Annotated in this window: 26 protein-coding genes; 8 read left to right on the top strand and 18 right to left on the bottom strand. The window is 65.8% G+C overall.

The annotated features are described in order from the left end of the window. Positions 1-40: 40 nt before the first annotated feature. The 3 genes from LZC94_29490 to LZC94_29480 form a co-directional block, all read right to left on the bottom strand. A complete protein-coding gene (locus LZC94_29490; protein ID WXB11977.1) occupies positions 41-805 on the bottom strand; it encodes a C39 family peptidase in 765 nt (254 codons plus the stop codon). A 111-nt stretch (positions 806-916) separates the two neighbouring features. Further along, a complete protein-coding gene (locus LZC94_29485) occupies positions 917-1,450 on the bottom strand; it encodes a response regulator (GenBank protein WXB11976.1) in 534 nt (177 codons plus the stop codon). Between the two features lie 14 nt (positions 1,451-1,464). Next, positions 1,465-1,725 carry a hypothetical protein gene (locus LZC94_29480; protein WXB11975.1) on the bottom strand — a complete coding sequence of 87 codons (261 nt, stop codon included), beginning with the start codon at positions 1,723-1,725 and terminating at the stop codon, positions 1,465-1,467. Here LZC94_29480 and cpaB point away from each other — a divergent pair. Together cpaB and LZC94_29470 are read left to right on the top strand one after the other, a co-directional pair. After that, the gene (gene cpaB, locus LZC94_29475; protein WXB11974.1) at positions 1,697-2,500 is read left to right on the top strand and encodes a Flp pilus assembly protein CpaB; all 804 of its coding nucleotides are present in this window, start codon (positions 1,697-1,699) and stop codon (positions 2,498-2,500) included. The genes LZC94_29480 and cpaB overlap by 29 nt on opposite strands. 644 nt (positions 2,501-3,144) lie before the next feature. After that, a complete protein-coding gene (locus LZC94_29470) occupies positions 3,145-4,047 on the top strand; it encodes an arginase family protein (GenBank protein WXB11973.1) in 903 nt (300 codons plus the stop codon). Between the two features lie 40 nt (positions 4,048-4,087). Here the strand turns inward: LZC94_29470 and LZC94_29465 are convergent, their stop codons facing one another. Continuing rightward, complete coding sequence (locus LZC94_29465) at positions 4,088-5,596, bottom strand: MFS transporter (GenBank protein ID WXB11972.1); 1,509 nt, start codon at positions 5,594-5,596, stop codon at positions 4,088-4,090. 63 nt (positions 5,597-5,659) lie between these two features. On the opposite strand from LZC94_29465, the gene LZC94_29460 reads away from it, so the two are divergent. Next, on the top strand, positions 5,660-6,328 hold the full coding sequence (locus LZC94_29460) for a TetR/AcrR family transcriptional regulator (protein ID WXB11971.1): 669 nt from the start codon (positions 5,660-5,662) through the stop codon (positions 6,326-6,328). 321 nt (positions 6,329-6,649) lie between these two features. On the opposite strand, the gene LZC94_29455 is transcribed toward LZC94_29460, so the two are convergent. The 4 genes from LZC94_29455 to LZC94_29440 form a co-directional block, all read right to left on the bottom strand. Next, the gene (locus tag LZC94_29455) at positions 6,650-7,021 is read right to left on the bottom strand and encodes a hypothetical protein (GenBank protein ID WXB11970.1); all 372 of its coding nucleotides are present in this window, start codon (positions 7,019-7,021) and stop codon (positions 6,650-6,652) included. A 275-nt stretch (positions 7,022-7,296) separates the two neighbouring features. Continuing rightward, positions 7,297-8,841, bottom strand: coding sequence for a hypothetical protein (locus tag LZC94_29450; protein WXB11969.1), 1,545 nt, complete (start codon positions 8,839-8,841; stop codon positions 7,297-7,299). A gap of 4 nt (positions 8,842-8,845) precedes the next feature. Next, positions 8,846-9,661, bottom strand: a complete 816-nt coding sequence (locus tag LZC94_29445) for a DUF4280 domain-containing protein (protein WXB20264.1) — start codon at positions 9,659-9,661, stop codon at positions 8,846-8,848. A gap of 297 nt (positions 9,662-9,958) precedes the next feature. Then, positions 9,959-10,387, bottom strand: coding sequence for a hypothetical protein (locus LZC94_29440; GenBank protein ID WXB11968.1), 429 nt, complete (start codon positions 10,385-10,387; stop codon positions 9,959-9,961). A gap of 92 nt (positions 10,388-10,479) precedes the next feature. Between LZC94_29440 and LZC94_29435 the strand changes: the two genes are divergently transcribed. Next, positions 10,480-11,391 carry a LysR family transcriptional regulator gene (locus tag LZC94_29435; GenBank protein ID WXB11967.1) on the top strand — a complete coding sequence of 304 codons (912 nt, stop codon included), beginning with the start codon at positions 10,480-10,482 and terminating at the stop codon, positions 11,389-11,391. Between the two features lies 1 nt (position 11,392). Here LZC94_29435 and LZC94_29430 read toward each other — a convergent pair whose 3' ends face one another. Further along, entirely contained in the window at positions 11,393-12,322 is a 930-nt protein-coding gene (locus tag LZC94_29430; protein WXB11966.1) for a helix-turn-helix domain-containing GNAT family N-acetyltransferase, read from the bottom strand. Between the two features lie 66 nt (positions 12,323-12,388). Between LZC94_29430 and LZC94_29425 the strand changes: the two genes are divergently transcribed. Continuing rightward, complete coding sequence (locus LZC94_29425) at positions 12,389-13,786, top strand: M20/M25/M40 family metallo-hydrolase (GenBank protein ID WXB11965.1); 1,398 nt, start codon at positions 12,389-12,391, stop codon at positions 13,784-13,786. A gap of 474 nt (positions 13,787-14,260) precedes the next feature. Here the strand turns inward: LZC94_29425 and LZC94_29420 are convergent, their stop codons facing one another. The 8 genes from LZC94_29420 to LZC94_29385 all read right to left on the bottom strand — a co-directional run bounded on the left by LZC94_29420 (position 14,261) and on the right by LZC94_29385 (position 22,810). After that, the gene (locus LZC94_29420; GenBank protein ID WXB11964.1) at positions 14,261-15,004 is read right to left on the bottom strand and encodes a hypothetical protein; all 744 of its coding nucleotides are present in this window, start codon (positions 15,002-15,004) and stop codon (positions 14,261-14,263) included. 26 nt (positions 15,005-15,030) lie between these two features. Beyond that, on the bottom strand, positions 15,031-15,381 hold the full coding sequence (locus LZC94_29415) for a GFA family protein (protein ID WXB11963.1): 351 nt from the start codon (positions 15,379-15,381) through the stop codon (positions 15,031-15,033). Positions 15,382-15,485: 104 nt separating this feature from the next. Further along, the gene (gene def / locus LZC94_29410; protein ID WXB11962.1) at positions 15,486-16,091 is read right to left on the bottom strand and encodes a peptide deformylase; all 606 of its coding nucleotides are present in this window, start codon (positions 16,089-16,091) and stop codon (positions 15,486-15,488) included. A 121-nt stretch (positions 16,092-16,212) separates the two neighbouring features. Beyond that, positions 16,213-16,584 carry a copper-binding protein gene (locus LZC94_29405; protein ID WXB11961.1) on the bottom strand — a complete coding sequence of 124 codons (372 nt, stop codon included), beginning with the start codon at positions 16,582-16,584 and terminating at the stop codon, positions 16,213-16,215. 32 nt (positions 16,585-16,616) lie between these two features. Next, on the bottom strand, positions 16,617-16,970 hold the full coding sequence (locus LZC94_29400; protein ID WXB11960.1) for a copper-binding protein: 354 nt from the start codon (positions 16,968-16,970) through the stop codon (positions 16,617-16,619). Between the two features lie 186 nt (positions 16,971-17,156). Then, on the bottom strand, positions 17,157-17,522 hold the full coding sequence (locus LZC94_29395) for a nuclear transport factor 2 family protein (protein WXB11959.1): 366 nt from the start codon (positions 17,520-17,522) through the stop codon (positions 17,157-17,159). A gap of 90 nt (positions 17,523-17,612) precedes the next feature. Next, a complete protein-coding gene (locus tag LZC94_29390; GenBank protein WXB11958.1) occupies positions 17,613-18,974 on the bottom strand; it encodes an MHS family MFS transporter in 1,362 nt (453 codons plus the stop codon). Then, entirely contained in the window at positions 18,971-22,810 is a 3,840-nt protein-coding gene (locus LZC94_29385) for a hydantoinase B/oxoprolinase family protein (protein ID WXB11957.1), read from the bottom strand. Before LZC94_29385 ends, LZC94_29390 begins: the two co-directional genes overlap by 4 nt. Before the next feature lie 7 nt (positions 22,811-22,817). On the opposite strand from LZC94_29385, the gene LZC94_29380 reads away from it, so the two are divergent. The 3 genes from LZC94_29380 (at position 22,818) to LZC94_29370 (ending at position 24,852) form a co-directional block, all read left to right on the top strand. Further along, positions 22,818-23,720 carry an alpha/beta hydrolase gene (locus tag LZC94_29380; GenBank protein ID WXB11956.1) on the top strand — a complete coding sequence of 301 codons (903 nt, stop codon included), beginning with the start codon at positions 22,818-22,820 and terminating at the stop codon, positions 23,718-23,720. 506 nt (positions 23,721-24,226) lie between these two features. Continuing rightward, complete coding sequence (locus LZC94_29375; GenBank protein WXB11955.1) at positions 24,227-24,430, top strand: hypothetical protein; 204 nt, start codon at positions 24,227-24,229, stop codon at positions 24,428-24,430. Next, positions 24,427-24,852 (top strand): type II toxin-antitoxin system VapC family toxin, encoded by a 426-nt coding sequence (locus LZC94_29370; GenBank protein WXB11954.1) that lies wholly within the window; start codon positions 24,427-24,429, stop codon positions 24,850-24,852. The genes LZC94_29375 and LZC94_29370 overlap by 4 nt, the downstream gene beginning before the upstream one ends. Before the next feature lie 34 nt (positions 24,853-24,886). On the opposite strand, the gene LZC94_29365 is transcribed toward LZC94_29370, so the two are convergent. Beyond that, positions 24,887-25,702: a LytTR family DNA-binding domain-containing protein gene (locus tag LZC94_29365; GenBank protein WXB11953.1), complete on the bottom strand. Its 816-nt coding sequence runs from the start codon at positions 25,700-25,702 to the stop codon at positions 24,887-24,889. Between the last annotated feature and the right edge of the window lie 5 nt (positions 25,703-25,707).

Raw genomic sequence — 25,707 nt, 5'->3', positions numbered from 1 at the left:
AGGCCGCCCGAGGCCGGCCGCCGCGGCCGCGGCACTCGTATCAGCGCTCGGCCTTGTACGTGATCGCCTGCTTTCCCATTTGCTCCCACGCTTCGCGAAAATCTTTTCGGTTCAGCTTCTTGTTTTTGCCGGCCGACGTATCGAGCGGATCGTTGATGAAGACGGATGCCGTGTCGAAGCCCGTGATGACCACCGAGTGTTCGTGCCAGGTGATGGATACGTCGCCGCTCGCGGTGTGCCATGTTTCGAAATCCGAAGGCGCGAGCTTTTGAAACCGCGCATTGGAAATGACCCAAACCGGGCGCCCCCTCGCCACGTGATCGGTGAGCAGCCCATCGAGCTCCGCCCCCGTGAGATCCAAGATGCGCCCCGGGAAGTATCGCTCCGCCAAGCGCGCCACCGGTCCGTGATAGACGCCATATCCAGGGTTGCTGAACGTGTACATATCCCCGACGAAGCCATCGTAAGGATTGCCGTGCAGTCCATCCTTCATGTACGGGACTTTCACGATTTGATCCGCCAACACCATTTTGTTGGCAGGTGTGCCCGCGTAGTGCAGCAGCATCGCGAGCGACGTCACCTCGCAGCCGCGCGGCAGCTCGGGCTTTTGCGCAATCCACGGCACATCGAGGGGAAGGGAGACGGTCGGGGGCGTCTGTGCGTCCGCTTTTCCCGAATCGGACGATCCTGCGTCCTGCGGATTGGGATGGGGATTCGGATTGGGATTGGGATTGGGACCCGCGTCGGGCTCGGAGCCCGGCGGAATGGGGCTGCTGCTCTCACCCGAGCACGCACCGATGGACACGGCGGAAAAGACCAGCACACCTGCACACGCTGACGACAAAAGGAACGAAGCTCGAGGCTCACGCATTCCAATGTTGCTACCACATCGATTCGATAGGAATCGACCCTGGAATCAGCTCGATCGCGAAATGGGTTGTCGCCCGGCCGAGGCGCGGCGGTGGAGCGCCACGATGCGCCCGGCGGAGACCAAGTGCGCCTGGATTTCGTCCGGATCGATGCATTTGGTGTAGCAGCCATCGGCGCCAGCTTCCATGGCGCGCAGGAAGTGCGCTTTGTCGGCGAGGCCGGTGAGCAAAACGAAATAGGTGTAATTGAACTCACCGTCGGCCGAGCGAATGCGGCTGCAAAGATCGGCGCCGTTCATGCGCGGCATCTGCCAATCGCTGAGCACCACGTCGGCGCGCTCGGCCTGGAGCATCTCCCACGCTTCGAGGCCGTCGCGCGCGATGCGGCACTCGTGTCCGAGCCCCACGATGATCTCCCGGAGCATCTCGCGAAAGGACCCGTGATCGTCCACCACCAGGATCTTCAGCGGGGTGGACGGCGCGGTGTTCCCCTTGGGCGGGACGCTTCCCTTCTTCGGGCCGATCCGGGGTTCGGGCGAGCAGCAGGTGGGGGGTACTTTGGGATCCGACGCGAGCGCCATTGTGCTACGTCATGTCACTGCAGATGTCGTGCCGCAGTCGTTTGCCCGGTGGATGGTGCGGTGGGGCCCATCGCGCCCGCTTCGAGCTGCGCGAGATCGCGAACATTTTGCAATTTGGTGTGGTTTTCCGCGCCCATCCGTCGCATCCGGTTTTCCTTGACGCGAACCGTACCATGGTTACGCGAGCGCCATTTTCTAGCGGTCGTAGCCAGTTTTCGTCTGTTGAGGTAGGCTGAAGGTTCGTCGATGAAACGCACCGCATTGTTCTTCGCCATTATTTCCACGGTCATCGGCATCTTCTGCCTGGCGTTCTACCAGCGAAGGTTCGAGATGACGCAATCGGGCGGTGACAAGGTCAAGCTGCTCGCGGCGGCCAAGCTGATCGAGCGCGGCACCGTCATCACCGACGAAATGATCGTCGTTCACGAGGTCCCGATGGCGTACGTCGAGGATCGGGCCATCAAGGAAGCCGAGCGCGCCAAGATCATCGGTATGCACTGCAGCAACCGGGTGATGGAGGGCGAGACCTTCATGTGGAGCGATCTGTCGGCCAGCGAGGAGAAGCGCTCGCTGAGCGCGGCCATTCAGCCGGGCAGCCGGGCGGTGACCATCCGCACCTCGCGCGAAGATTCGAACGCGCCGCTCATCCGGCCGGGCGACTACGTCGATGTGGTGGCCGTGGTCAAGGACGGACGCATCGAGTCCGACAATATGCCGGGCAAGTCGTCGGTCGTCCTCATTCAGCGCGCGCAGGTGCTGGCCTCGGGGCTGAACGTCTCCACGGCCGAGGGCCTCGATCCTTCGTCGGTCGCGTACATCAACGACAAGGCCGAGAGCACCCTGTTGACCCTCAGCTTGACCCTGCAAGAGGCGCAGATCTTGGCCCTCGCCGGCGAGAAGGGAAACCTCTCCGTCGTGCTCCGCGCCCCCGGCGATCAGCGCACCTTGGCCGTCGTTCCCGAGATCGCCTCCAACGAGCTCTACGATCCGAAGCTCCGCGCCCAGCGCTCCTCGATGCGCGAGACGCCCCGCCCAGGCGCCGCCAAGTAAATCGCCGGCCGCAGCCGCACGCATCGTCGTAGCTCGGCGCGGCGGCGCACCTTCGCAATCCAGCGGCGGCCGGGCACGCTGCGCACAGTTCGTAATGCGGGTGCAGCCGCGTGCATGGTCGTAGCTTGGCGCGGCGGCGCACCTTCGCAATCTGGCGGCGGCCGGGCGCGCTGCGCACCGTTCGCAATGCGGGTGCAGCCGCGTGCATGGTCGTAGCTCGGCGCGGCGGCGCACCTTCGCAATCTGGCGGCGGCCGGGCGCGCTGCGCACCATTCGTAATGCGGGTGCAGCCGCGCGCATCGTCGTAGCTCGGCGCGGCGGCGCACCTTCGCAATCCAGCGGCGGCCGGGCGCGCTGCGCACCGTTCGTAATGCGGGTGCAGCCGCGTGCATGGTCGTAGATCGGTGCGGCGGCGCACCTTCGCACTCTGGCGGCGGCCGGGCGCGCTGCGCACAGTTCGTAATGCGGGTGCAGCCGCGCGCTGTGTCGATTCGTTCGGCCGCAGCCGCACGCTGCGCTGAGCACGTTCGTAGCTCGGCCGCAGCCGCACCGCTGCCTGATCGCGTTCCGGGTGGATCGCACGACCAGCCGCTCCCCGCCCGCGCTCGGTTGAGTAACCTGTCTATCATGCTATACTGGTGACGATGCTCCACCACCACTACGCCGTGCTCGACGCCCCTTCGAACCTCGGCCTGCGCCAGCCGGCGCCCGGCATCGTCCCCGGTTGTTCCAAGCTGCCCGGCGCCCTCCGCGATCATGGAATCGTCGCCCGCCTGGGGGCGGAGGACGCCGGCTGCGTGACCGCGCCGCGGTATGATTTGCGGCAGTGGAAGCCCGGCGATGGTGTCTTCAACGCGGCCGCCCTGGCGCACTACACGCAAAAGCTGGCCGAGCGCATCGGCCTGTTGATCGACCGCGGCCGCTGCCCCGTGGTGCTCGGAGGCGACTGCAGCATCCTGCTCGGCGCCGCCCTCGCGCTCCGCCGGCGCGGCCGCTACGGCCTGGGATTTCTCGACGGCCACTCGGACTTTCGCCACCCCGGCAATGTCCCGATCACGCAGATCGGCGCCGCCGCCGGCGAAGATCTCGCGCTGGTGACGGGCCGCGGTCAGCGCGATCTCACGGATCTAGAAGGGCGGATGCCCTATGTGCGCGACGAGGACGTGGCTGTCCTCGGCATCCGCGACGCCGACGAGTGCCTCGCCGAGCTTCGCGAGCTGGGGGTGCACGTCTGGGAAGCCGGAAAGGTGCGCTCGAACGGCGCGCCGCAAACCGCGAAGGACGCACTGGCCCACCTCGAAGACCGCGCGCGCGACGGCTTTTGGATCCATGTCGACGCCGACATCCTCGACCCCGAGGTCATGCCCGCCGTCGACAGCCCCGACCCGTGCGGCTTGGGCCATAACCACCTGGCCGCGCTCCTCTCCACCCTCGCGGCCTCCACCCGCTGCATCGGGATCGACATCGCCGTCCTCGATCCCGATCTCGACCCCACCGGCGCCCTCGCGGGCGAGCTCACGAACACCGTGGTGCGCGCGCTCACGTGACGGGCGCCCCGCCGTCCTCTGGCGGCGGCGCGGCGCGCGGTCACCTCGCGTGATCGGGGCGACGCGCCTTTCGAAGAAGGAGCGCGAACATCACCAGGCTCATGAGCGACGCCGCAATATTGTAAAGCGTCGCCTTCGCGAAGGCGTGGCCATAGATGACGGCGCGCAGACCCGCGGGCGCTGCCCCGGCCTCGCCAATCATCGAGAAGAAGAGGACACCGACGAGGGCCACCCCCACCGACGATCCCACCACTTGCATCGTCGTGAGCGCGCCCGCCCCCATGCCGGCGTGCTCGTCACCCACGCGGCTCAATACCGCCTCGAGGGCGAGCGGAATGACCAATCCCTGCCCCGCACCATTGAGCACCAGGGACGAAATGACCAGCGCCCGATCCTCCGGCGCGACCGCACCGGCGATGACCGACAATCCAAGCCCCGTCGTGAACACGAGCACGCCCAAGAGCAGCGCCCTGCCGCCGAGCACGCGCGAAAGGCGCGGCCCCGCGAGGGAGGCCGCGAAAAAAGCAATCGCCGAGGGTGTGAACACCGCGCCCGCGGCCAAGGGGGACATGCCGAGGCCCGTCTGGAGCAGCATCGTCAACGACAGAAAGAACGAGCTGATGGATGAATAAAAGAGAAACACCGCCGCCACCCCCGTTACGAACTTCGTATTTCGGAATAGCGCCATTTCGATGATGGGCACGCCGCCGCGCGTGGAGAGCGCCTTCTCGTGGCGAACGAAGTAAACAAAGAGCGGGACCGACAGCGCCGGGGCCGCGATCGACCACCACGGCCACCCGTATTCGCGGCCCTCCATGAAGGGCACGAGCAGAAGTACGAGGCCGAGCGCAGCCAAGACGGCGCCGCCCACATCGAGCTTTGCCGGCACGGGAGCTCGGGTCTCGACGATCCGAGCGCGACCGGCGACGACGGCGGCGATGCCAATCGGAACATTGATGAGAAAAACGAGCCGCCAGCCGAAGCCCCCCAGGCCATGCTCGATGAGCAACCCCCCCGCGAGCTGGGAAATGGACGCCGCAACACCTTGAACGGCGCCCATGATGCTGAACGCGCGCCGGCGCTCCTCGCCCTCGAACGACACGCGGAGCGACGCGTAGACCTGCGGCATGAGAAGCGCCGCCCCGATGCCCTGCAGCGCACGTGCGCCGATGAGCACACCCGGAGCCTGCGCGAGACCGCACAGCGCGGAGGCGACCGTGAACAGCCCCATTCCGACCAGAAACATGCGCCGCCGCCCAAAGAGATCGCCCAGCCGCGCGCCGTTCATCAAGAGCACGCCGTACGCGGCGCTGTAACCGACGAGGACGAGCTGAACGTCCGCCAAGCTCGCGTGGAGCTCCTTTCGAATGCTGTCGAGCGCGACATTGACGATGAACAGGTCGAGGACGGTAACGAAGTTCCCCGTCAGCAAAACGGCCAAGGCCTGCCAGCGCCTGGCGCGCGGCTCTCGTTCCTTTCGAAGCTCGCCGGCGGCCCGTTCAGCGGGCTCGGCTTTGGTTGGATCCTGGGCTGCGGTGCTTGATTGCATGGACTCTCCTCGTGAATTAATATATACGTACGAACGTATATGAACCAGGAGGAGAAAGCGTCAATGGGTCCATCGCAGCCAAGCGACAAAGGCGTCCCCGATGGCAGGCGCCAACGCGGCGACAGAGCGCGCGCGAAGATCCTCGATTGCTCCACCCGCATCGCCTCGACGGAGGGGCTGGAGGGCTTGACCATCGGCCGTGTGGCCACCGAAGCGGGCGTCGGCAAAGGCAATATCCAAGTTCTATTCGGCGACAAGGAAGCCTTGCAGATGGCGACCTTGGAGCACGCCGTCGCGCTCTACAAGGCAGCCGTGATCGAGCCTGCGCTACGCCAGGCCAGCCCCTTGGCGCGGCTCGTGGCGCTCGTCGATGGCTGGTACGCGTTCGTCGAAAAAAGAACCTTGCCGGGCGGCTGCTTCCTCAACGCGACCAGCAGCGAATACCGCGCCCGTCCGGGGCGCATCCACGACCGCGTTCGCGGCTATCGCAACGGAACGCGCGCGCGTTTTCGAGAGCTGATCGAGGAAGCCAAAGAAGCGGGCGAGCTCGGTCGGGACGTCGACGCATCGGCGCTCTCCTTCGATCTCGTCGCCCACCAAGCCGCGGCAAATGTCGCGGCGCTCATGGGCGACCGCGAGGAGTTTGCCTTTGCGAAGCGGGCATCCCGCGATCGAATCCTGGGCGCAGCAACGGCGGCTCCTCGCTCGAACACGGACGCGACACGTGGATAGCGCTCCGCGCGGCGCTTTTCTCATCCGAGAAAGGTCCCTTCCTAGGAGACGCGCTCCGTCGCATACTCATTCACACCGAGCCAGCCGTGGGGAAGCGGTCCTCGCTCACGTGCTCCTGCGGGAGGAACGGCATCCGTCGCCCCCGAGCCTGGGGCCGTACAGTCGCGGCCTAACAGTCGCCCGATTCATCCGCCAGTTCGCCGATGACGGAAGCGCCTGTCGAGGGCAGGGCGGCGAGTGTTGCAGAGGGAGTCATTCGACGTTGGCACGAACGGGTCGCACGACATGGCCCGATCGATTGAAGCATGAGATGCCCGCGCATCACTCGCGCAATTGGGGGGGAGGCGGACAATATGGGCCGCACGTCGCATCCATCAGTTCCCGCACGGCACGGTAGATGGCTTTGGCTCGGGGATCCTCTCTCCATGCAGCGTACTGGAGAGCGACGGATTGCGGCGCAGCCATATTCGGTCCCCCACAGTCGAAGCCGCGCATCGTGATCGAAAAACCGTCGACCTTGACCCTGCGCGTCTTTTCGAGTGCTTTGAGCGAGCAGAACTTATTTTTGCGGAGGGCATCCTCGACTTTTTGAACGGCGTCGGCGTCGACGTGGCCTCGCCACGCGATGCGAGGATTCAGTCCCGTGGTCTCGTCCCGATAGAATACCTGGCCGTCTCGCTCGACATCGAACACCGCCCTTCCCAGGAAGGCTTGGGATGCATCGACGATGAGCCATGGGTCCTTCCTCATTTCCAGAAGGAGCGCGACCTCTTCCTCGTTCGAAAGGGATGGCCCATGTTCCTTTTTCGTCTGCGCCGAGGCGTCCGGTGCATCGGCGCCGGTGGAAGACGCTGTCGAGGAGGATGCAGACGGCGATGGTGCCGGCGAGTGCCGATGAGAGGCGTCGCGACATCCTACCGCGGCCAATGCCGTCATCACGATCGACACGCTCCTCGCCTTCATCGCGTTCATCGCTCGAAGAACAAGAGGCCTACGGTCTTGAAATCGTATGTCGACGTGCGGGCATTGGTCTCCAATTCGACGTGCGGCCACAAATACGAGTGGTGTGCATGCAACTGTTTATTCGAAACCCGTGCCGGCGCAAGGAAATCGAGCGTCATCTCGGACTGATTGGCGGCAACGGCGAGGGCCTCCACCTCCTTGGAGCCCTTCCCAATCCGTATCGTCGCGTCTGGAACCGGAGACGTTACGGAGACGAACAGCTCGTCCACCGATGGCTGGTAAGCGTGCGACGGTCGAATGTGTATCCAACGCACCGTGGTCTTTTGAATCCGTTCGCCCCGAGGCGCTCGAATCGTGAGCCGGCAAGCCCCGTTCGAACAGTATTCCGTGAGCCCGCCCAAATTTGCACTCGTGACGCGCAGGAAGCCCGATGTTTTGTCTGTCCACACTTCCATCACCAGCTCGAACGGCGGAGGGGCGTCGAAGATGCGTTCGCCGTTGGGCGAATTTGCGATGTACCCACGATAATTCGATACGGTAGCGGTGGTCGCCACATCGGCGAGAGGTGCAAACGCTCCCCAACCATCGAGACGATCCTCACGCGCGTCCTGGTGTACGATCGCTGCCCAATGGCGTCCGCGGTTTGCTCCTTTCCACGCATCGAGGAAAGATTGCTTTCTATCGAGATTGTCAAAAAAGGTTCGAGCGATCCCTGCGGCAGCCTCCGGTGGCGGAGCTGTCTCTTCGTAGGCCAAAATTCCGCGGACATGAGGATTGCTCCGGGCCAGAACACGGGCCCACAATGGCCACGTTGCGCTATTGACGGTCGAACATTGGGCCAAGATGATCCATTTGGGTCCCGAGAAACCTTCGCCCGCGTCCGCGTACTTGCCAACTGAAAAATAGATGCTCGCAGGGAAGGTGCCTTGCGCATCCGGCGGGCTCGCTGCTGCCCACTCCGACATGTGGTCTCCACCCGCAAAACCGCCGAGCCAACCGTGCGAGCTCACATACAGAAGATCGGCCGCGAAAACGGTCGAACCTGGCGTTGGCTTCCCTTCGGGCAATTGTGCGACCATTTGTGCTCCTGCGGCCCCCGGCAGAACAATTTCGACTTGGGGTCGCAACATGAACTGACTCATGTAGAGCGCGCTCTCTTCCGCAGCCGTGTGGCGTCCCACGGTCGGGGCTCGCGTCGACCATGCCCGATGTCCGACGGGATCGGGAGCGCCTGTCTTTGGATTGCGGCCTGGATAGGTTGCCCAAAAGGGATCGGTCCCGAGTGCATCGCGTCCTACAGGGCTCACGACCGCGACCTGCGTGCCCCCTTCGTCATAAAGACAAATAGGCAGAAACGGATGACGTGGATCGTCGAGTCGCCGCGGATCACCCTTCGCGACCGCCAGAAAATCCTTGAGTAAGTTCCGCCAGCCACGGTGCTTCTCGAGCAGCGCGCCAAAGACGGCGCTGTCCTTCGCCTTCGTGCCGTCGATGGCTGCATAGTAACATTTGCGCGGTGCGACTGCGGTGACGCCTGCGGGTCCCGGCATGGGGCTATCCTCGCTTCGGTAATTTCATTTGGCCGTCGAGCATGGCGCGAATGGCGGCTCGGGTCTTTTCGTCGAGCGCCCCCGAGAGGACGAGCTCCGGGTGCGCGGCTTGGAAGGAGAGTAGGGTACGCTGTTCGTCGGCTTCGTCGAATCCGAAGTTCCGAAGATGGGCGATGTAGTCGTCGCCGCTCGTCGTCTCCGGGATTACCGTGATCTCGCGAACGCGCTCGGTCTCGTTTGCTCCGCTTGGCCTGCCCGGCGCGTAGACGATTCGAATGGTCTGACGGCGCTTCGGAAGTCGCTGCTGAATCAGCCCGCTCCCATCGGTCGTGCCGCGGAGGGTTTGTCCGGATTCGAGCTCGAGCCGGTACGGGGTGGAGCCGCATGGATCGTGGTGATCGTCATGAAGCCGCAGCTCGTACGAGAACGTCTCCGTCTCCGAATCGCGCACGCGGGCCAGCTCCCGAGCCTTCTCGTTCTTCTCGTTGGCAGATGCTTCGTCGTGCCATGGCCCGGCCTTCTCCGTTCCACCGCCCCCGGGCGACGCGATTTCAACGACGGACTGCTCGGCGCTCGCCGATTGAATCGTCCCGCCCAACTGGCACGCGCATTTCGATGCCTCGGTGAGGACGGGGAAACCATCGATTTCGAAGACATCGCTCGTCTTCGACCACGGCGGCGCCGGGGGAGGGGGCGGCGCGGGCACGCAAGCCAAGGCGGTCGCGCTGCACGTTCCGAAGGAGGGAAGGTTGATGAGCGGCAAGGCGTCTTGCGACGTCGCCATGGAGGCGTCTCCGACGACGCCGAGGCTCGAACGCACCACGGAGAGAGGTGCCACCGCGCTTCCGAGCGTGCATCGAAGCTTCGATCCGTGAACCAGGATTTTCACGTTCCACCGTCGCGCCCCAAGATAGCTCGGATGGCGCCGCGTTTCCCGCTCGCGGTGCCGTGTTTCGCTGTCGCGAGGTCACGGCATTCGGTTTGACATCGCCACCAGGTGCCTCAACGCTTCCCGCAATTCGAAACGGGACGTATTCTCTTATCGCGCTATGCCTGCCGTGAGGCGCAGGACGCCGGCTCGGCGCAACCGATGCGCAGGCGCATGAGACGCCTCACCTCAACGCGACGCAGCGGCCGCACGCAGCCCCATCGCCACCCCGAGCAACGCCAGGAGCACGACATCGAGCACGAACTGCACCGGAACCCCCGCGACCAGCCCCGTACCCGCGCGATCCGGATCGACGAACGCAGTACCCGGAAATAGGATGCTGAGCGCCTGTGTGATCCAGTAGAGCGCCGCCAGGAGGACCGCCACCGTGAAGCGCGGGCGCGCCCCGCTTCCTCCACGTAGGAAATACAAGGTGCACGCGCCCAACGCCGCGCCCATCAGCATGGTCTGCGCGTTGTGGAACTTCGCGTGCGGGGGCCACGTTGGATTGTAAATGTGCGTTTCGTTCCAGTCGGCGAGGTATGGCCCCACCATCGTGACGAGGGCGACGAGCCCCGTGAGGATCCGCGCCGAGCGCGGGAGTTCGCGTGGTTTCATGGTGTGTGCGCTGCCTTTCCACGACTATCGGTCCGGGCGCGAAATGGAACAAGATCGGTACTTTCGAACGGTTCGTTGCTAAATTTGGAACCATGGATCTGAACAAAGCGGCCACCTTCGTGCAGATCGTCGAAGCGGGCGGGGTCACGGCGGCGGCGAGCCGTCGAGGCCTCCCGAAATCCTCGGTCAGCCGGAGCCTGACCCAGCTCGAAGCCGAGCTCGGAGTGCAGCTCGTGCTGCGAGGCGGGCGCCGCTTTCGGCTCACCGACGCGGGGCGCTCCTTCTTCGAGGCGGCGGCGGCCGGCGTCGCTGCGCTCGAGGAAGCGCGCGACGGGATTCGCGATCAGCAATCCGGACTTCATGGCCTCGTGCGCATCGCGGCCCCCACGGATCTCGGCACCACCTTGGTGGCGCCCGCCCTTGCCCGATTCGTACGCGCCTATCCCGACGTGCGGATCGAGCTATCGCTCGGCACCGGAACGGTCGATCCCGTGCGCGATGGTTTCGATCTGGCCGTTTGCATGGGCAAGCTCTCCGACTCGTCCCTCATCGCGCGTCCCCTCGGCACCGTCGACGCCTGCATCCTCGCGAGCCGCGGCTACCTCGAAGCCCGCGGCACCCCCATGACCCCCTCCGATCTCGCCGCCCACGATTGCGTTCTCTATCGCGCGACCGGCAAAAACCTACGCTGGGAGCTCTCGGGGCCCTCGGGCACGGAGACCGTCCGCGTCACGGGTCCCATCCACGTCAACGATCGGTCCGCCGTCGCGGCAGCCATCGCCGCCGGTGCAGGTCTGGGCATCCTCCCTTTTTACTACCAACACACGGCCGCCCTGGTCCGCGTGCTCCCGAAATACATGGTCCGCGGCGATCTCGCCCAAATCGTCTACCCCGCGTCTCGCCATGTCTCGCTCCGCACCCGCCTCCTCGGCGACGCCATCCTCGAAGCGGCGAAGAACCAGTGCCCGCTGGCCCCGCGCTCCGGAAAGAAGGCGCGCGGATGACTCAAAGGGTGAGCGACCAGGTTTGCTCCACCACGTCGTGGCCGAAGGCGTTTGCGGGCTCCGAATTGGCGAGGGTGAAGCCCGCGCGCTCGTAGATGCGGCGCGCCGGATCGAGGCCCTCGTGCGTCCAGAGGATGACGCGCTTGTAGCCGGCGCGGCGCGCGAAGCGGAGGCACTCGTCGACCAGGCGGGTGCCCACGCCCATGCCGCGGACGGAGGGTTCGACCAGGAGGCACCGAAGCTGGGCGACGGTGGCGCTCTTCTTCACGCAGAATACGGAGCCCACCGGCTCGCCGCCCGCCTCGGCGATCCATGCGTTCTCGCGCTCGGGATCGCGATGCTCGGCGTAGTCGGCCATGATGCGGGCCACCAGCGCCTCGAAGTTTTGATCGTAGCCGTGCTCGTCCGCGTAGAGGATGCCGTGGCGGCGCACGACCCAGCCCAGATCCCCTGGGCCCAGCGGCCTCAAAAGATACGAGCCAGGCCGCGGTGCGCCCTCGAGGATGGCTCGCACGGTGCCGATGGCCGCCACCAAACGGCGCCTGTCCTCGTCCGTGACCTTGGTGAGGATGCTGGACACCGCCTCCGAGGCCTTGGCGTCGAGCGCGCCGAAGACCTCCTTGCCCCGGGCCAGGAGCCGCGCGATTTGTTTGCGCGCATCGGCCTCTGACGACTCCACCGCCACCAGCTTCTCCGTCCGGAAGCGATGGAGGATGCGGCTCAAATACCCGGCGTCGAGCTCGAGGCCCCGGCGCAGCTCGGCCACCTCGACGGCCGGCTTTTGCGAGAGCTCGAAGAGCACGCGCGCCTCCGTCAGCGAATACGACGATTGCAAATGGCTCCCTCCCAAAGCCCCAATCTTCGCCGTCCAGAATCGATTGAATGCGCGGATCGCGCCTACCGGGTCGTCAGACTTGGTCAAGTTGTTCATTGACTGAGTCATAGATATGACACGCGCTGCTTCTTCGTCAAGCGGACGTGCTAAAGGCTCGGTACCATGGCGACAGACCGAGCAATCGAGCAGTTCGAGGGCCACAAGGGCGAGTATCTGGACGATCTGAAGGAGCTCGTACGAATCCCCAGCGTTTCATTCGACGGGTTCGATCCGAGCCACGTGCGGGCGAGCGCGGAGGCCACGGCGCGGCTCCTCCGAAAGCGCGGCTTCGAGAACGTGCAGCTGCTGGAGGTCGAGGGCGCGCACCCCTACGTCTACGGCGATCTCCTCAAGGCGCCGGGCAAGCCCACCGTGCTCCTCTACGCGCACCACGACGTGCAGCCCACCGGGGATCCGGCGGCGTGGGAGAGCCCCCCGTTCGAGCCCACCGAGCGAAACGGCCGCCTCTACGCGCGCGGCGCCGCCGACGACAAGGCCGGCATCGTGGTGCACACCTCGGCGGTCGACGCATGGCTCAAAGGCGCGGGCGCGCTGCCGCTCAATGTGAAGGTCATCATCGAGGGCGAGGAGGAGATTGGCTCCGGGCACCTCACCGAGTTTCTGCGAAAGAACGCGGCCTTGCTGAAGGCCGACGCCATCGTGCTCACCGACACGGGCAACTTCGAGACCGGCGTGCCGTCGATCACGACCTCCTTGCGCGGCATCGTGGTGGTGGACGTGGAGGTGCGCGCGATCAAGCAGTCGCTCCACTCGGGCATGTGGAGCGGCCCGGTCCCCGATCCGGTCATGGGCCTATGCCGGATTTTGACCAGCCTGACCAACCCCGATGGCTCGATCGCCATCCCCGGCATCCTGGACAAGGTGAAGCCGCTCACGGCGGCAGAGCGCAAGAGCATCGAGTCCTTGCCGGGCACGGAGCAGCAGTTTCGCGAGCAGGCGGGCATGCTCCCGGGCGTGGAGATCCTCGGCGGGCGGCATTGGTGGGAGACGAACTGGCGCCACCCGTCCTTGGTCGTGAATGCCATTCAGGCGAGCAGCCGCAAGGACGCGCGCAACATTTTGTGCGAATCGGCGTGGGCGCGGGTCGGCATTCGCCTGGTGCCCGACCTGGATCCCGACGACGTGAAGAGCCGCCTGGTCTTTGCGCTGAAGAAGGCCACGCCGTGGGGGCTGCACATCGAGATCACGGGGGAGCACAACGGGCGCTGGTGGTACACCGACTCGTCGCACGTGGCCTTTCAAGCCGCCTTCCGCGCGCTTCGACGAGGCTACGATGCGGAGCCGCTCGCCATCGGCGCCGGCGGCTCGATCCCCTTCGTGGAGCCATTCGCCAACGAGCTTGGCGGCGTTCCGGCGCTGCTCATCGGGGTGGAGGATCCCTACACCAACGCGCACTCCGAGAACGAGAGCCTGCACCTTCAGGACTGGGAGAAGGCCATCAAGAGCGCCATCTACCTCTACGAGGAGCTCGCGAAGGACCTGGCTCCCGCGGCGCGCTGAGCCGAGCACCGGGCGGGCGCGCGCCCCGAGTTGGACGAGGGCCGCGCCCTCACTCGATGGTGCCGAGCAGCGCCCGCGCCTCGTTGCGAAACTCCGCTTTGACGAGGAGCTCGCGAAGGACCTGGCTCCCGCGGCGCGCTGAGCCGAGCACCGGACGGGCCCGCGCCCCTTGTTGGACGAGGGCCGCGCCCTCACTCGATGGTCCCGAGCAGCGCCCGCGCCTCGTTGCGAAACTCCGCTTTGACGAGGAGCTCGCGAAGGACCTGGCTCCCGCGGGGCGCTGAGCCGAGCACCGGGCGGGCGCGCGCCCCTTGTTGGACGAGGGCCGCGCCCTCACTCGATGGTCCCGAGCAGCGCCCGCGCCTCGTTGCGAAACTCCGCTTTGACGAGGAGCTCGCGAAGGACCTGGATTCCGCGGGGCGCTGAGCCGAGCACCGGACGGGCCTGCGCCCCGAGTTGGACGTGGGCCGCGCCCTACTCGATGGTGCCGAGCAGCGCCCGCGCCTCGTTGCGAAACTCTGCTTCGCTCGCCGTGATCCCGCGCAAGGTGTCGAGCACCACGCGCCGGAATTCGCGGCGGGCGAAGCTGAGTCGGTTGGTCACGTCGGTCTCGGATACGGCGAACTCTTTTGCCAACTTTGCATACGTTGGTTCTTCTTCGGCGGGGCGCTGCAGGTAAAAGCGCTCGAAGATGCGAAAGTGGAGCTCCTTGCCCTTGGCCGAGCACTCCGCCGACAGCCGATCGACGGCCATCCCGAGCACGTGGCGCATCCACTCCCGGTCGAAGAACGCGTCGAAGGCGTCGGGCGCCAGCACCGCGCTCTCCTGGATCTCCCCCTCGACCCCCGAAAAATCGATGGTCATCCACCCGGACACCCCGCCGCGTTTGACGGCGCGCCCGACGCGATCGCGATCGATGATGAAGCGATCGAGGCACACCCGAACGAAGACGCGAAAGCGCGCCTTGCTCGGATCGTAGGCTGCGAAAAAATTCTTCTCGAGCGCCTTGAGGAAGAAGTCCTGCGTGATGTCCTGCGTCTCCTCCGGAGAGCGCCGCCAACGCAGCCGCGTGTATTTGTAGACGGGTTTCCAATACGCGAGGCTGATCTCCTCGATGCTCCGCGCCCGCTCGCCCCCGTCCGCGCTCTTGACGCCGAGAATGGCCGACGCGCGCGTGGTCGGAAATCGATTGATATCGGTGAGCCCGTCGTCCTGCACCTTAGCGATGACTTAGCACGCGAAGCTTAGAAGCTCTTCCCGTCGACGTGTTGGACGGGGAGGCCGGAAATGTCCAGACCGTCGACACAGCGGGCGTTGACGGCCACCATCTGCTGACCCGTCGGCGTGGTGCCTCGCGCAAACGACTCGATGCCGCACGTCGCGCAGAACAGGTGATGGATGTTCCTCTTTCCGAACTGGTAATCCGACAGTGCGTCCTCGCCCGCGAGGAGCCGGAACTGGTCGGCGCCGACGAAGCTCAAGAGATGAGCTCTCTTCGAGCAGATCGAACAGTTGCACTGCATTACCTTGTCGATGTCCGCGGTGACCTCGTAACGAACTTTTCCACAGTGGCATCCGCCAGCGTACGTTTTCATCACTTGTTCGAAACATCTTCTGTGCAACTCGTCAAGTGTCCGCCCCGGCATCGGGCCCACGTTCGGCGCGCCCTGTTCCGAGCACCTGTTCCGCGCTCCGCGTTTCAGCGCGCGATGTTCAGCGCCTGAACGATCTCGGCGATCGATTTGTCGCCGTAGTGCTCCTTGGCCTGGTCCACGGTGGCGAACGAGCGCGTCTTCATGCGATCGATGTACAGGGTGCCACCCACGTGATCGACCTCGTGCTGCAAGATGCGGGCGGGCCATCCACGAACGCGCCAGGTCTGCGGCTCGGCATTTTCGTCGAGGCCGCTCACCTCCACCTCGAGGTGCCGCTCCACCAAGGCCACATAGCCGCTGACGCTCAAGCACCCCTCGAAGAAGATGGCCTTCTCGTCACCGACGGGCGTGAGCTGCGGGTTGACGAACACCCGCGTTGGGAAGGGCACCCGGCCGCGGGCCGCGCGCTCGGCCGGGGATAGCTGGGCCAAAAATTCCTCCCGATCCTCGAGCACGATCAGGCGAAGCGGAATGCCGATCTGCGGCGCAGCGAGCCCGACGCCCGGTGCCTTGCGCATCACCTCGATCATGGTTTGAACGAGATCGCGAAACTCCTGGGTCCGAATGCGGGAAGGGTCGACATCGTGCGCCGCGCCGCGCAACACGGGCGCGCCAACCTGGACAATCGGAGGAAGCGGGGAGGCCGTCATGACGTTCTTATAGCTCGCGCAGGGGTTTCCGTCGCGGCCGAGCGGTCACTCCGTGGGCGGGCGGTCGGCGGGTGGGGTAGGCTGGTGCGCGAGGCGCGCGCGGTTCCCGCGGCGAGCGGGTTTAACGGGGCGCTTCTTTGGTGATGGAGGCGATCAAGAGCCGGCCTTGCCGGTCCGCTTCGAAGGTGAAACGCACCCGATCCCCGATCTCGAGCCCCGCGGCCTGCGCGCGGTCGCGAAACGCGAAGGACATGGTCATCGCTTCCATGTACCCCTCGATGCGATCGTGGGCCACATTGATATAGCTCTTGTCGGGCCCGAACGAACGAATCACGCCCGTGGCCTCGTGGCGGTCGGCCTCCGACGGGACGGCGGGCTCACGGGGCCGCGCATCGAGCCACAAAACCGTGCCCACGATGATGCCCGTGAGGAGCAGCCATATGCCGATAGCCCATGGAAGATAGCGGCGGAAAAACGATGGCGTCGTCGTCACGAGCGTGTCTCCTGTTCGCCTCTTCGCCGTCGTTACTTCTTCTCGATGGCGTCGAGCAGCCGGCGCCCATCTTCCGTCGCCGTAAACCGGAAGCTCACGCTGTCACCCACGTTGAGCCCCGCGAGCTGCTGCGGGTTGCGGGGCTCGAACGACATGGTCATGGCCGCCATGTACCCCTCGATCTTTTCGTGCGCGATGTTCACGTACTTCTTGTCGGCCCCAAACGAGCGCACCACCCCTCGCGCGCTGTACGTTTCCGATCCACATGCGTGCGCCACCGCGGGCCGGGACACGTACGCGGCCGTGGCCGCCGAGCCCACGAGGGCAACGGGAACGATCAGGCGCAGCGCGCGCAAGGTACGCGAGGTGGGAACGAGGAACGGCATGCCGCCCTTCTGGCACGTTCCCGAGGCGTTGGGGAGCGACAAAATGTCGCGGATCGCATGGGGCTCGGCGGGGCGCGAACACCTTGAAACGCGCGGGCCGAGGCGCGGGCGATGGGATTCGGGGGGCGTTCAATCCCATCGCCGCGGTTTTGGCGGGTATCCGTCAGAGAGGCTGCCGAGCGGCGCTCACTGCGGGGGCGCCTTGTCGAGAAAGCCATACACATGGCGAATGCGCCCATCTTCGAACAAGGCCACGTCGAAGCCGATGACGGCCGGCTCCGCGCCGGGCGCCCCCGCGTGCCAGGTGAAGCGCGCTTGATTGTGGTGCGCGTCCACCGCGCCGCTGAGCGTAAAGACGATTCCAGGGTACTGCTTTTGAACGGCGCCGATGAAGCCGTCGATGCCCGCCGGGGTGCTCACGGAGGCGAGCGGATCCGTGTAGGTGCAATCTTTCGTGTAGGTGTCCTCGATGAGCGCGCGACGGCGCGCGGGATCGGTCTCGTTCCAGCCGTCGAGGTAGCGCTGCACCAGATCTTGGATCGATTGGCTCATGGTCGTGGGTCCTTTCGCGTTTGCGAGGGTGGTGTCGAAACCCATCGTTTCGACAGGGCTCACCATGCAGCGGACCGGGAGGCGTCTCAATTACCTGGTAGGTAACGCCAGATCGACGGTGTGCGTTTCGGGGGCGGCCAGCATGGCCACGATGTTGATCGCCAGGGCGCCCAGCAGGTACAGGCTGATGGCCAGCGACGTGCCGAAGTACGTCAGGAGGGCCAGCGCGATCATGGGCGCCAGGGCGCCGCCGAGGATGCCCGCGACTTGGTAGCCCACCGACGAGCCGCTGTAACGCAGGCGCGTGGAGAAGAGCTCGCTCACGAAGGCCGCTTGCGGCCCATACATGGCGGCGTGGAAGAACAGGCCCACCACGGCGGCGAGGAAGAGCAGCGCGGGGCTCTTGGTGTCGAGCAACGGAAAAAAGGCGAACCCCCAGGCCGCGGCGCCCACCGCGCCTGCGAGCGACACCGGGCGGCGTCCGTAGCGGTCCGAGAGCGCACCGAACAGCGGCATGAAAAAGAGCTGGAACGCCGAGCCAATGAGCACGGCGTGGAGCGCGAGCTCGCGCGGATGGCCGACGTGCTGCGTGGCATAGGTCACGATGAAGAGCGCAAAGATGTAATAGCAAACGTCGGAGCCGATTCGCGCGCCCAAGACGACCAGGAGCGAGCGCGGATGCAGCCGCAGGACCTCCAGCAAGGGCGTTTTGGGCACCGCCTGCTGCTGTTTTACCTCGAGGAACAAGGGCGACTCGTGCAGCGAGCCGCGGATCCAGAGCCCGACCGCGATGAGCGCGGCGCTGAGCAAAAAGGGAATGCGCCATCCCCAACTGTGAAATGCGTCGTCCGGCATGGCGGCGGAGAGCAGCCCCAGCACCCCCGCGGCCAGCAAGTTCCCCGCCGGCGCCCCCACTTGGGGCCAGCTCGCGGCCAGCCCCCGGCGCCCGCGGCTGTGCTCGATGGTCATGAGCACGGCGCCGCCCCACTCGCCGCCCAGCCCGAGCCCCTGGAAGAATCGAAGGGTGACGAGCAAAATGGGCGCGGCCACGCCGATGGTGTCGTACGTGGGCAGCAAGCCGATGGCAAAGGTGGAAACCCCCATCAGCACCAAGGTGAAGATGAGGATGTTCTTGCGGCCGATCTTATCGCCGTAGTGCCCGAAGATGGCTCCGCCCACCGGCCGGGCCACGAAGCCCACGGCGTAGGTGGCAAAGGCCATCAAGGTGCCGGAGAGGGGATTGAAGCTCGGGAAGAAGAGCTTTTTGAAGACGAGGGCGGCGGCGAGCCCGTAAAGGAAGAAGTCGTACCACTCGAGCGACGTGCCCACCATGCTGGCCACCGCCACCCTCCGCGCCGTGCGCGGGTCCTGCGAATCGCGCGCGCGCGGCGCTCGAAAAGAGTGCGAAGGGTGCGAAGGGTGCGAAGGGTGCGTGGGGAGCGGCGCGCTCATGCTTCCCCGTAGCCGCCGCCGCCGGGCGATTGCAGGACGAAGACATCGCCCGAGCCCACCTCGGCGGAGTCGCAGCCCTTCATGGGATCGATGCGGCCGTCTTTGCGCTCGATCCAGTTTCGTCCGAGGTCGCCCGGCTCGCCGCCCGCCATACCATAAGGCGGCACGCGGCGATGGCCCGAGAGCACCGACACGGTCATGGGCTCGAGGAAGCGAATGCGTCGCGTGCCGCCGTCGCCCCCGCGAAAGGTGCCGGCGCCGCCGCTCCCGCGCCGGATGGCGTAGCCCTCGAGCAGCACCGGGTAGCGGTGCTCGAGCACTTCGGGATCGGTCAACCGCGAATTGGTCATATGCGTTTGCACCACGGGGGTTCCATCGAAGCCCCGGCCCGCGCCGGAGCCGCTGGCGATGGTCTCATAATATTGATGGCGCTCGTTGCCGAATGTCACATTGTTCATGGTGCCCGAGCCCTCGGCCTGAAGGTTCAGCGCCGCATAGAGGGCTCCGGTGATGGCCTGGGAGGTCTCCACATTGCCGGCCACAGTGGGCGCCGGGTACGACGGAGCAAGCATCGAGCCATCGGGGATAATGACGCGCAGCGGCCGAAAGCAACCGGCGTTGAGCGGAATGTCGTCTTCCACCAAGGTGCGAAAGACGTAAAGCACAGCGGCCATGGTGACCGACTTGGGCGCATTGAAATTGTTCGGGAGCTGCGCGGACGTTCCCGTGAAATCAATCTCCGCCGCGCGAGCCTGGCGGTCGATGCGCACCCGCACCACGATGCGCTGGCCGCCGTCCATTTCGTAGACCGTGGGGGGCGCTTCGGCGTCTGGCGCGGGGACGGCGTTCGGTGCGGATGGGGCGTTTGGCGCGAGCGCGGCAATGGCCCTGCGGACGCACTCTTCCGCGTTGTCCTGCACATGCTGCATGTAGGCGCTCACCGTACCCAGCCCAAAGTGGGCAATCATCTTTTCCAGCTGATGAATACCTTCTTCGTTGGCGGCGACCTGTGCGCGCAGATCGGCCATGTTGGCGTGTGGATTGCGCGAAGGGTAGGCGGCGTTCTGGAGCTTCGCGAAGGTCTCCGCCTCGCGAAAGCGGCCCGCTTGAACGAGCAGCCAATTGTCGAAGCGGACGCCCTCTTCGTCGATGCTCGTGCTGAACGGCGGCATCGATCCCGGGGTGATGCCGCCGATCTCCGCGTGGTGGCCGCGGGAGGCCACATAGAAGAGGATGCGCGGCTCGGTCGTGCTCGACGTATCCCCGCCGTCCCATACGGGCGTGACGACGGTGATATCCGGAATGTGGGTGCCGCCGTGGTACGGATCGTTGATCGCGTAGACGTCGCCGGGCTTCATTTGCCCCTGGTTGCGCCGCATGACCTCTTGCACGCTCTCGCCCATCGACCCGAGGTGCACTGGCATATGGGGCGCATTCGCGACGAGATTGCCCTCGCTGTCGAAGATGGCACACGAGAAGTCGAGCCGCTCTTTGATATTCACGGAGTGGGCCGTATTCTCGAGCATGACCCCCATTTGCTCGGCGATCGACATGAACAAATTGTTGAAGATCTCGAGCATCACGGGATCGACCGCCGTGCCCACCGCCCGGCCGGCCGCGCGGTCGCGGATGCGCGAAAGGAGCACGTAGTCGCCATCGAGAAAGCTGGCGCGCCACTCCGGCTCGACGACGATGGTGCCGTTTGCCTCGGCCAGGATGGCGGGGCCCTCCACGGCGTCGCCCGCTCGCATGTCCTCATGACGATAAATGGGCGCATCCATCCACGCACCCTCGTGGAACATGCGCGCAGCTCCGGCGGAGGACAGCGCGCCAGGGCGGTTCGGGCGCGCCGGCACGTGCGTCTCCGGGGTCTCGGCGGAGCCGACGACCTCGACGGAAACGGCCTCCACGACGAGCGGGCGATCCATGGTGAACGCGTAGCGCTGCACGTGCATGCGCTCGAAGGCGGAGGCCATCTCGGCGCGCGCGCCCCAGGGCACCGGCAAGCTGGAGTCGGTGCCGGCATAGCGCAAACGCAGTTGCCGCACCTCGTGGATCGATTCGCGCGGCACGCCATCGCGCAGGAGCTCGGCGGTGCCCTCGGCGCCCAAGTCTTCGCACGCGCGATCGAGCTTCTCCACGAGGGCGTCGTCGAGCTCCGCCTCGACGCCGCGCTCGCGCAGGACCACCGCGTCGGCGAGGCCGATGCCATAGGCCGAGAGGACCCCCGCAAAGGGCGGAAAGAGGACCTTGGTCATCCCCAGCTCGTCGGCCACGCGACAGGCGTGCTGGCCGCCGGCGCCGCCAAACGTGGTCAATGTGTACTGCTTGATATCGTGCCCGCGCTGCACGGAGATCTTCTTGATGGCGTTTGCCATGTTGGCCACGGCGATGCGCAATGCGCCTTCGGCGATGTCCTCGGGGCGGTGCGGGTGGCCATCGGCCGCGGGTGCGGCCCGATCGACGTGGCGCGCGAGCTCGGCGAATTTTTCCTGCACGGCGTCGGTGTCCAGCGGAAGGTCGCCCGATGGGCCGAAGACGTGGGGAAAATAGGCCGGCTGGATGCGGCCGAGCATCACGTTGGCGTCGGTCACCGTGAGCGGTCCGCTGCGCCGGTAGCTCGCGGGGCCGGGCACGGCGCCGGCGGAGTGGGGGCCGACCCGGAGTCGATTGCCATCGAAGTGCAGAATGGATCCGCCGCCGGCGGCCACGGTGTGGATGCTCAACATGGGCGCGCGCATGCGGATGCCGGCCACCTGCGCGAAGAGGGTTCGTTCGAACTGCCCTTGAAAATGCGAGACATCCGTCGACGTTCCGCCCATATCGAAGCCAATGATGTATTTTGCACCAATCGCAGCCGACGTCTTGGACATCCCGACGATGCCGCCCGCGGGCCCCGACAAAACGGCGTCCTTTCCACGAAAGCGCCGCGCATCGGCCAGCCCGCCGCTCGACTGCATGAACATGAGGCGCACCCCGCGCTGCGACGGGTCGGCCGCCTCGCCCGAATGATCTCCGGCTCGAGCGTCGGCAGCAAGCGACGGATCTCGCGGTCGAGCGTCGGCAGCAAGCGACGGATCACGCGGTCGAGCGTCGGCAGCAAGCGACGGATCTCGCGGTCGAGCGTCGGGCGCAAGCGACGGATCCCCGAGCTCGTGTTCGACTTGGTCCACATAGCGCCGCAAGATGGGCGACAGGTACGCATCGACCACGGTGGTGTCGCCCCGCGGCACGATCTTCATCAGCGGGCTCACCTCGTGCGACGTGCTCACCTGCGTAAAGCCGATGCTGCGCGCGAGCTCGGCCACCGCACGCTCGTGCGCGGGGTAGCGATCGCCGTGCAGGAAGACGATGGCCACGGCGCGCAGGCCCTCGTCGAACGCCGCGCGCAGCTCGGGCGCGAGCTTCGCCGCGTCCAGCGCTTCGAGCACCGTGCCATCGGCGGTCACCCGCTCGGCCGCCTCGATCGCGCGCACATACAGCAGCTCGGGGAGCACGATATGGCGGTCGAAGATGCGCGGTCGATTCTGGTACGCGATGCGCAATGCGTCGCCGAAGCCGCGGGTGGTGACCAGCAGGGTGGGCTCCCCCTTTCGCTCGAGCAGCGCATTGGTGGCCACCGTGGTGCCCATCTTCACGACCTGAACCCGTTCGGCGGGGATCGGATCCGTCTCGGCGATTCCCAGAAAATGCCGAATGCCGGCCAACGCCGCGTCGCGGTAGCGCTCGGGGTTGTGCGAGAGGAGCTTGTGGGTGAAGATCCGGCCCTCCGGATTTCGTGCCACCACATCGGTGAAGGTCCCCCCGCGGTCAATCCAGAACTGCCATCGGAGCATCGCGCACATGCTGACGGAGCGTACCCAGGCTTGGTTCGAGAGCGGTAAGATTATCGAGCTCGAAGAGCACCCGGCCCATCGGATTTTCCTTCGCGAGCGCGAAGGCGACGGGCCGCTCGTTCTGTTTTTGCACGGCTACCCGTCGAGCTCGTACGACTGGCGTTTCGTTTTGGATCGATTGCCCGGCAAGCGCTCCGTCTGCTTCGACTTTCTCGGATTCGGTCTATCGGACAAACCCTCGAATCACGTTTATTCGCTGCACGAACAAGCCGACATCACCGAAGCCATCTTGCGCCGCTGCCAGCGCGATGGCGAGCGCGTGATCCTGGTGGCCCACGATATGGGCACATCGGTGGCCACCGAGCTGCTCGCCCGCGCTCTCGAAGGCCGCCCCGGTCGCGCCCCGCGCACCACCTTCGACCGCGTCCTCCTGTTCAACGGCAGCATGGTCGTGGAGCGCGCGAGCCTCACCCTTTCGCAAAAGATGCTGCGCAGCCGATTGGGCCCCTTGTTCGCCCGCTGGAGCAACGAAACCCTCTTCCGCGCCCAGTTCGCGCGCATCTTTTCCCAGGCGCACCCTCTTCGCCCCGAAGAAGCGGCCGACCAATGGTCCCTACTCGCCCACGCCGGCGGAAATCGCATCCTCGACCGCCTCACCTCGTACATCCACGAACGCACCGTCCATGCATCCCGGTGGCACGGCGCCCTCCGCCACTGGCCGGGACAGTTGGAGCTAGCTTGGGGCATGCGCGATCCGGTCGCCACCGCCTCCGTGCTCGACGCCGTTTTGACCTTGCGCCCCCACGCGCCGCTCACACGGTGGGACGAGCTCGGGCACTATCCGCAAATCGAAGGGCCGGGGGCGGTGGTGGCGGTGATTGAGCGGCTGGTGCGTGAGGTAACCGGGTAGGGGTTGCGTCCTCGTGGTGCCTGCGTCACGGGCGCGTGCTTCGATGACGAGACCGAGGCTGTCATGTCCGACGAGCTCTGTCAGGTTCCGTCGGTATGCTTGGAGGTAAGTTTGCGCAATTAAGCACTCTGCCGCGTGAGCATCGGCTCGTTCGGCGAGCGTCTCGGAGCGTCGCCATGATTTTGCAATGAGAATATAGACGACCTGTTCGCGTAGCAGGTCCGGTGACAGGCGAAGTGCAAGCAGAGCATCGAGATAGGCTCGCCGCAGACCCGCATGGAAGATTTACTGGCTGACGAGCGAACAGGAGCTCGCCGTGCCGAATGTCTTGTAGGCAACAAACGCTGTCTTCGCCGACGAGGTCCAATAGCTTGCGCGCGAAAGCGGCGCCGTCGCGTGCGCGCGTACTGGAATAGAGCGTGTCTTCGCTCCGCAAGGTGCCGGCTCTGCCTCCTCTCGTCACGCGAGCGCCGCGGCGCATCATGGCGTATGCTTGAGGGGAAGCGATGCAAAACGCACTCAAGCTGACGGTCGAAGTCGGAGAGGATCACGTGGTGAAGTTGCCGGACGAAGTTCCTGTCGGCCCCGTCGAAATCATCGTGCTCATGGGTGTGCCTGCTGAAAGTGGACGAGGGCTGGAAGACTTCGACCCCATCGAGTTACGCAAACCGATTCGCCTCTCGGATTTGATCATCGAGGATCGAGAGTGATCCGCTTCTTCGATACCAGCGCTTTCGTCAAGCGCTATGTCACCGAGTCGGGGACGTCCATGGTGCGCGCGGCTTTGCGCGCGCACGCCGTTACCGTTGCCCGCATCACCTACGCGGAGCTCGCGGCCGCCATCGCGCGCGCCGCCCGACTGGACGCCATCACCGAAGGGCAGCGCGATGCCATTTTGGCGCGTCTCACGATCGACTTCTCGCGCCTGACCGTGAGCGAAATGCGTGCTGCGATGTTCGCCCTGGTGCCTGCGCTCGTCGTGCGCCATCCCCTGCGGGGCTACGATGCTGTGCAGTTGGCTGCCGCGCTGCACGTGCAAGACTCCGGCACTCCCGTAGAGTTCTGGTCGGCCGACGATATGCTCTGCAAGGCCGCCGCCGCCGAAGGATTGCGTGCGGTCGTTCCTACGTGATTTCTCGTTTCGCCGCGCGGAACGCACCCCGCATCTAAATCCCCAACGCCGCACGAAGCGCATCGCGGTAGCCGCGCGCGGAGGTGATCTGGGCGCCGCTGTGCAACGTGAGACGGTATTCGCCATGGAAGAGCGGCTCGATGGCGCGGACGCGGTCGATGCGGACGATGCGCGAGCGGTGGATGCGTACGAAGGCGGCCGGATCGAGGCGTGCTTCCATGTTCGACAGGGTGTCGCGAACGAGGTGGGCGGCGTTGTGCACGTGAATGGCGACGTAGTTGCCTTCGGCCTCGAGGTAGTCGATATCGGCCCAATCGACGAATACCATTTTGTCGCCTACGGGGATGGCGAGGCGGCCGCGGGAAGGTCGAACGGCGGCGAGGAGGGAGGTGAGCTGCAGCGCGATGGATTCGCCGGTGAGGCGCTTTCGGGCGCGTGTGAGGGCGCGGTCGAGGCGGGCGGCGTCGAAGGGTTTGATGAGGTAGTCCACGGCGTGGGCGTCGAAGGCGCGGACGGCGTAATGGTCGAAGGCGGTGACGAAGATGAGGGCGGGGACCGCGTCGGTGCCGATGGTGGCGAGCACCTCGAAGCCGTCGAGCTCCGGCATTTCCACGTCGAGGAAGAGGAGCTCCGGACGCGTATCGGAGACGGTGGCCACGGCGGAGCGGCCGTCGCCGCACTCGGCGATGACGTCGATGTCCGGGGTGCGCGCGAGCAAACGGCAAAGGCGCGCGCGCGCCAGTGGCTCGTCGTCCACCACCACCGCGCGTAGCCGTTCGTCCGGGGATGCAGGGCGCCCATCCCGCGCGGCGCTCCATTCGTCACTCTCGCTCCGCCGGCCCGAACGCATCGCCC

The sequence above is a fragment of the Sorangiineae bacterium MSr11954 genome (genome assembly GCA_037157815.1).
Lineage (GTDB): Bacteria > Myxococcota_A > Polyangia > Polyangiales > Polyangiaceae > Pendulispora > Pendulispora albinea.
The sequence above is the reverse complement of the archived record's forward strand: the minus strand, read 5'-3'. Positions and strand labels throughout refer to the sequence as shown.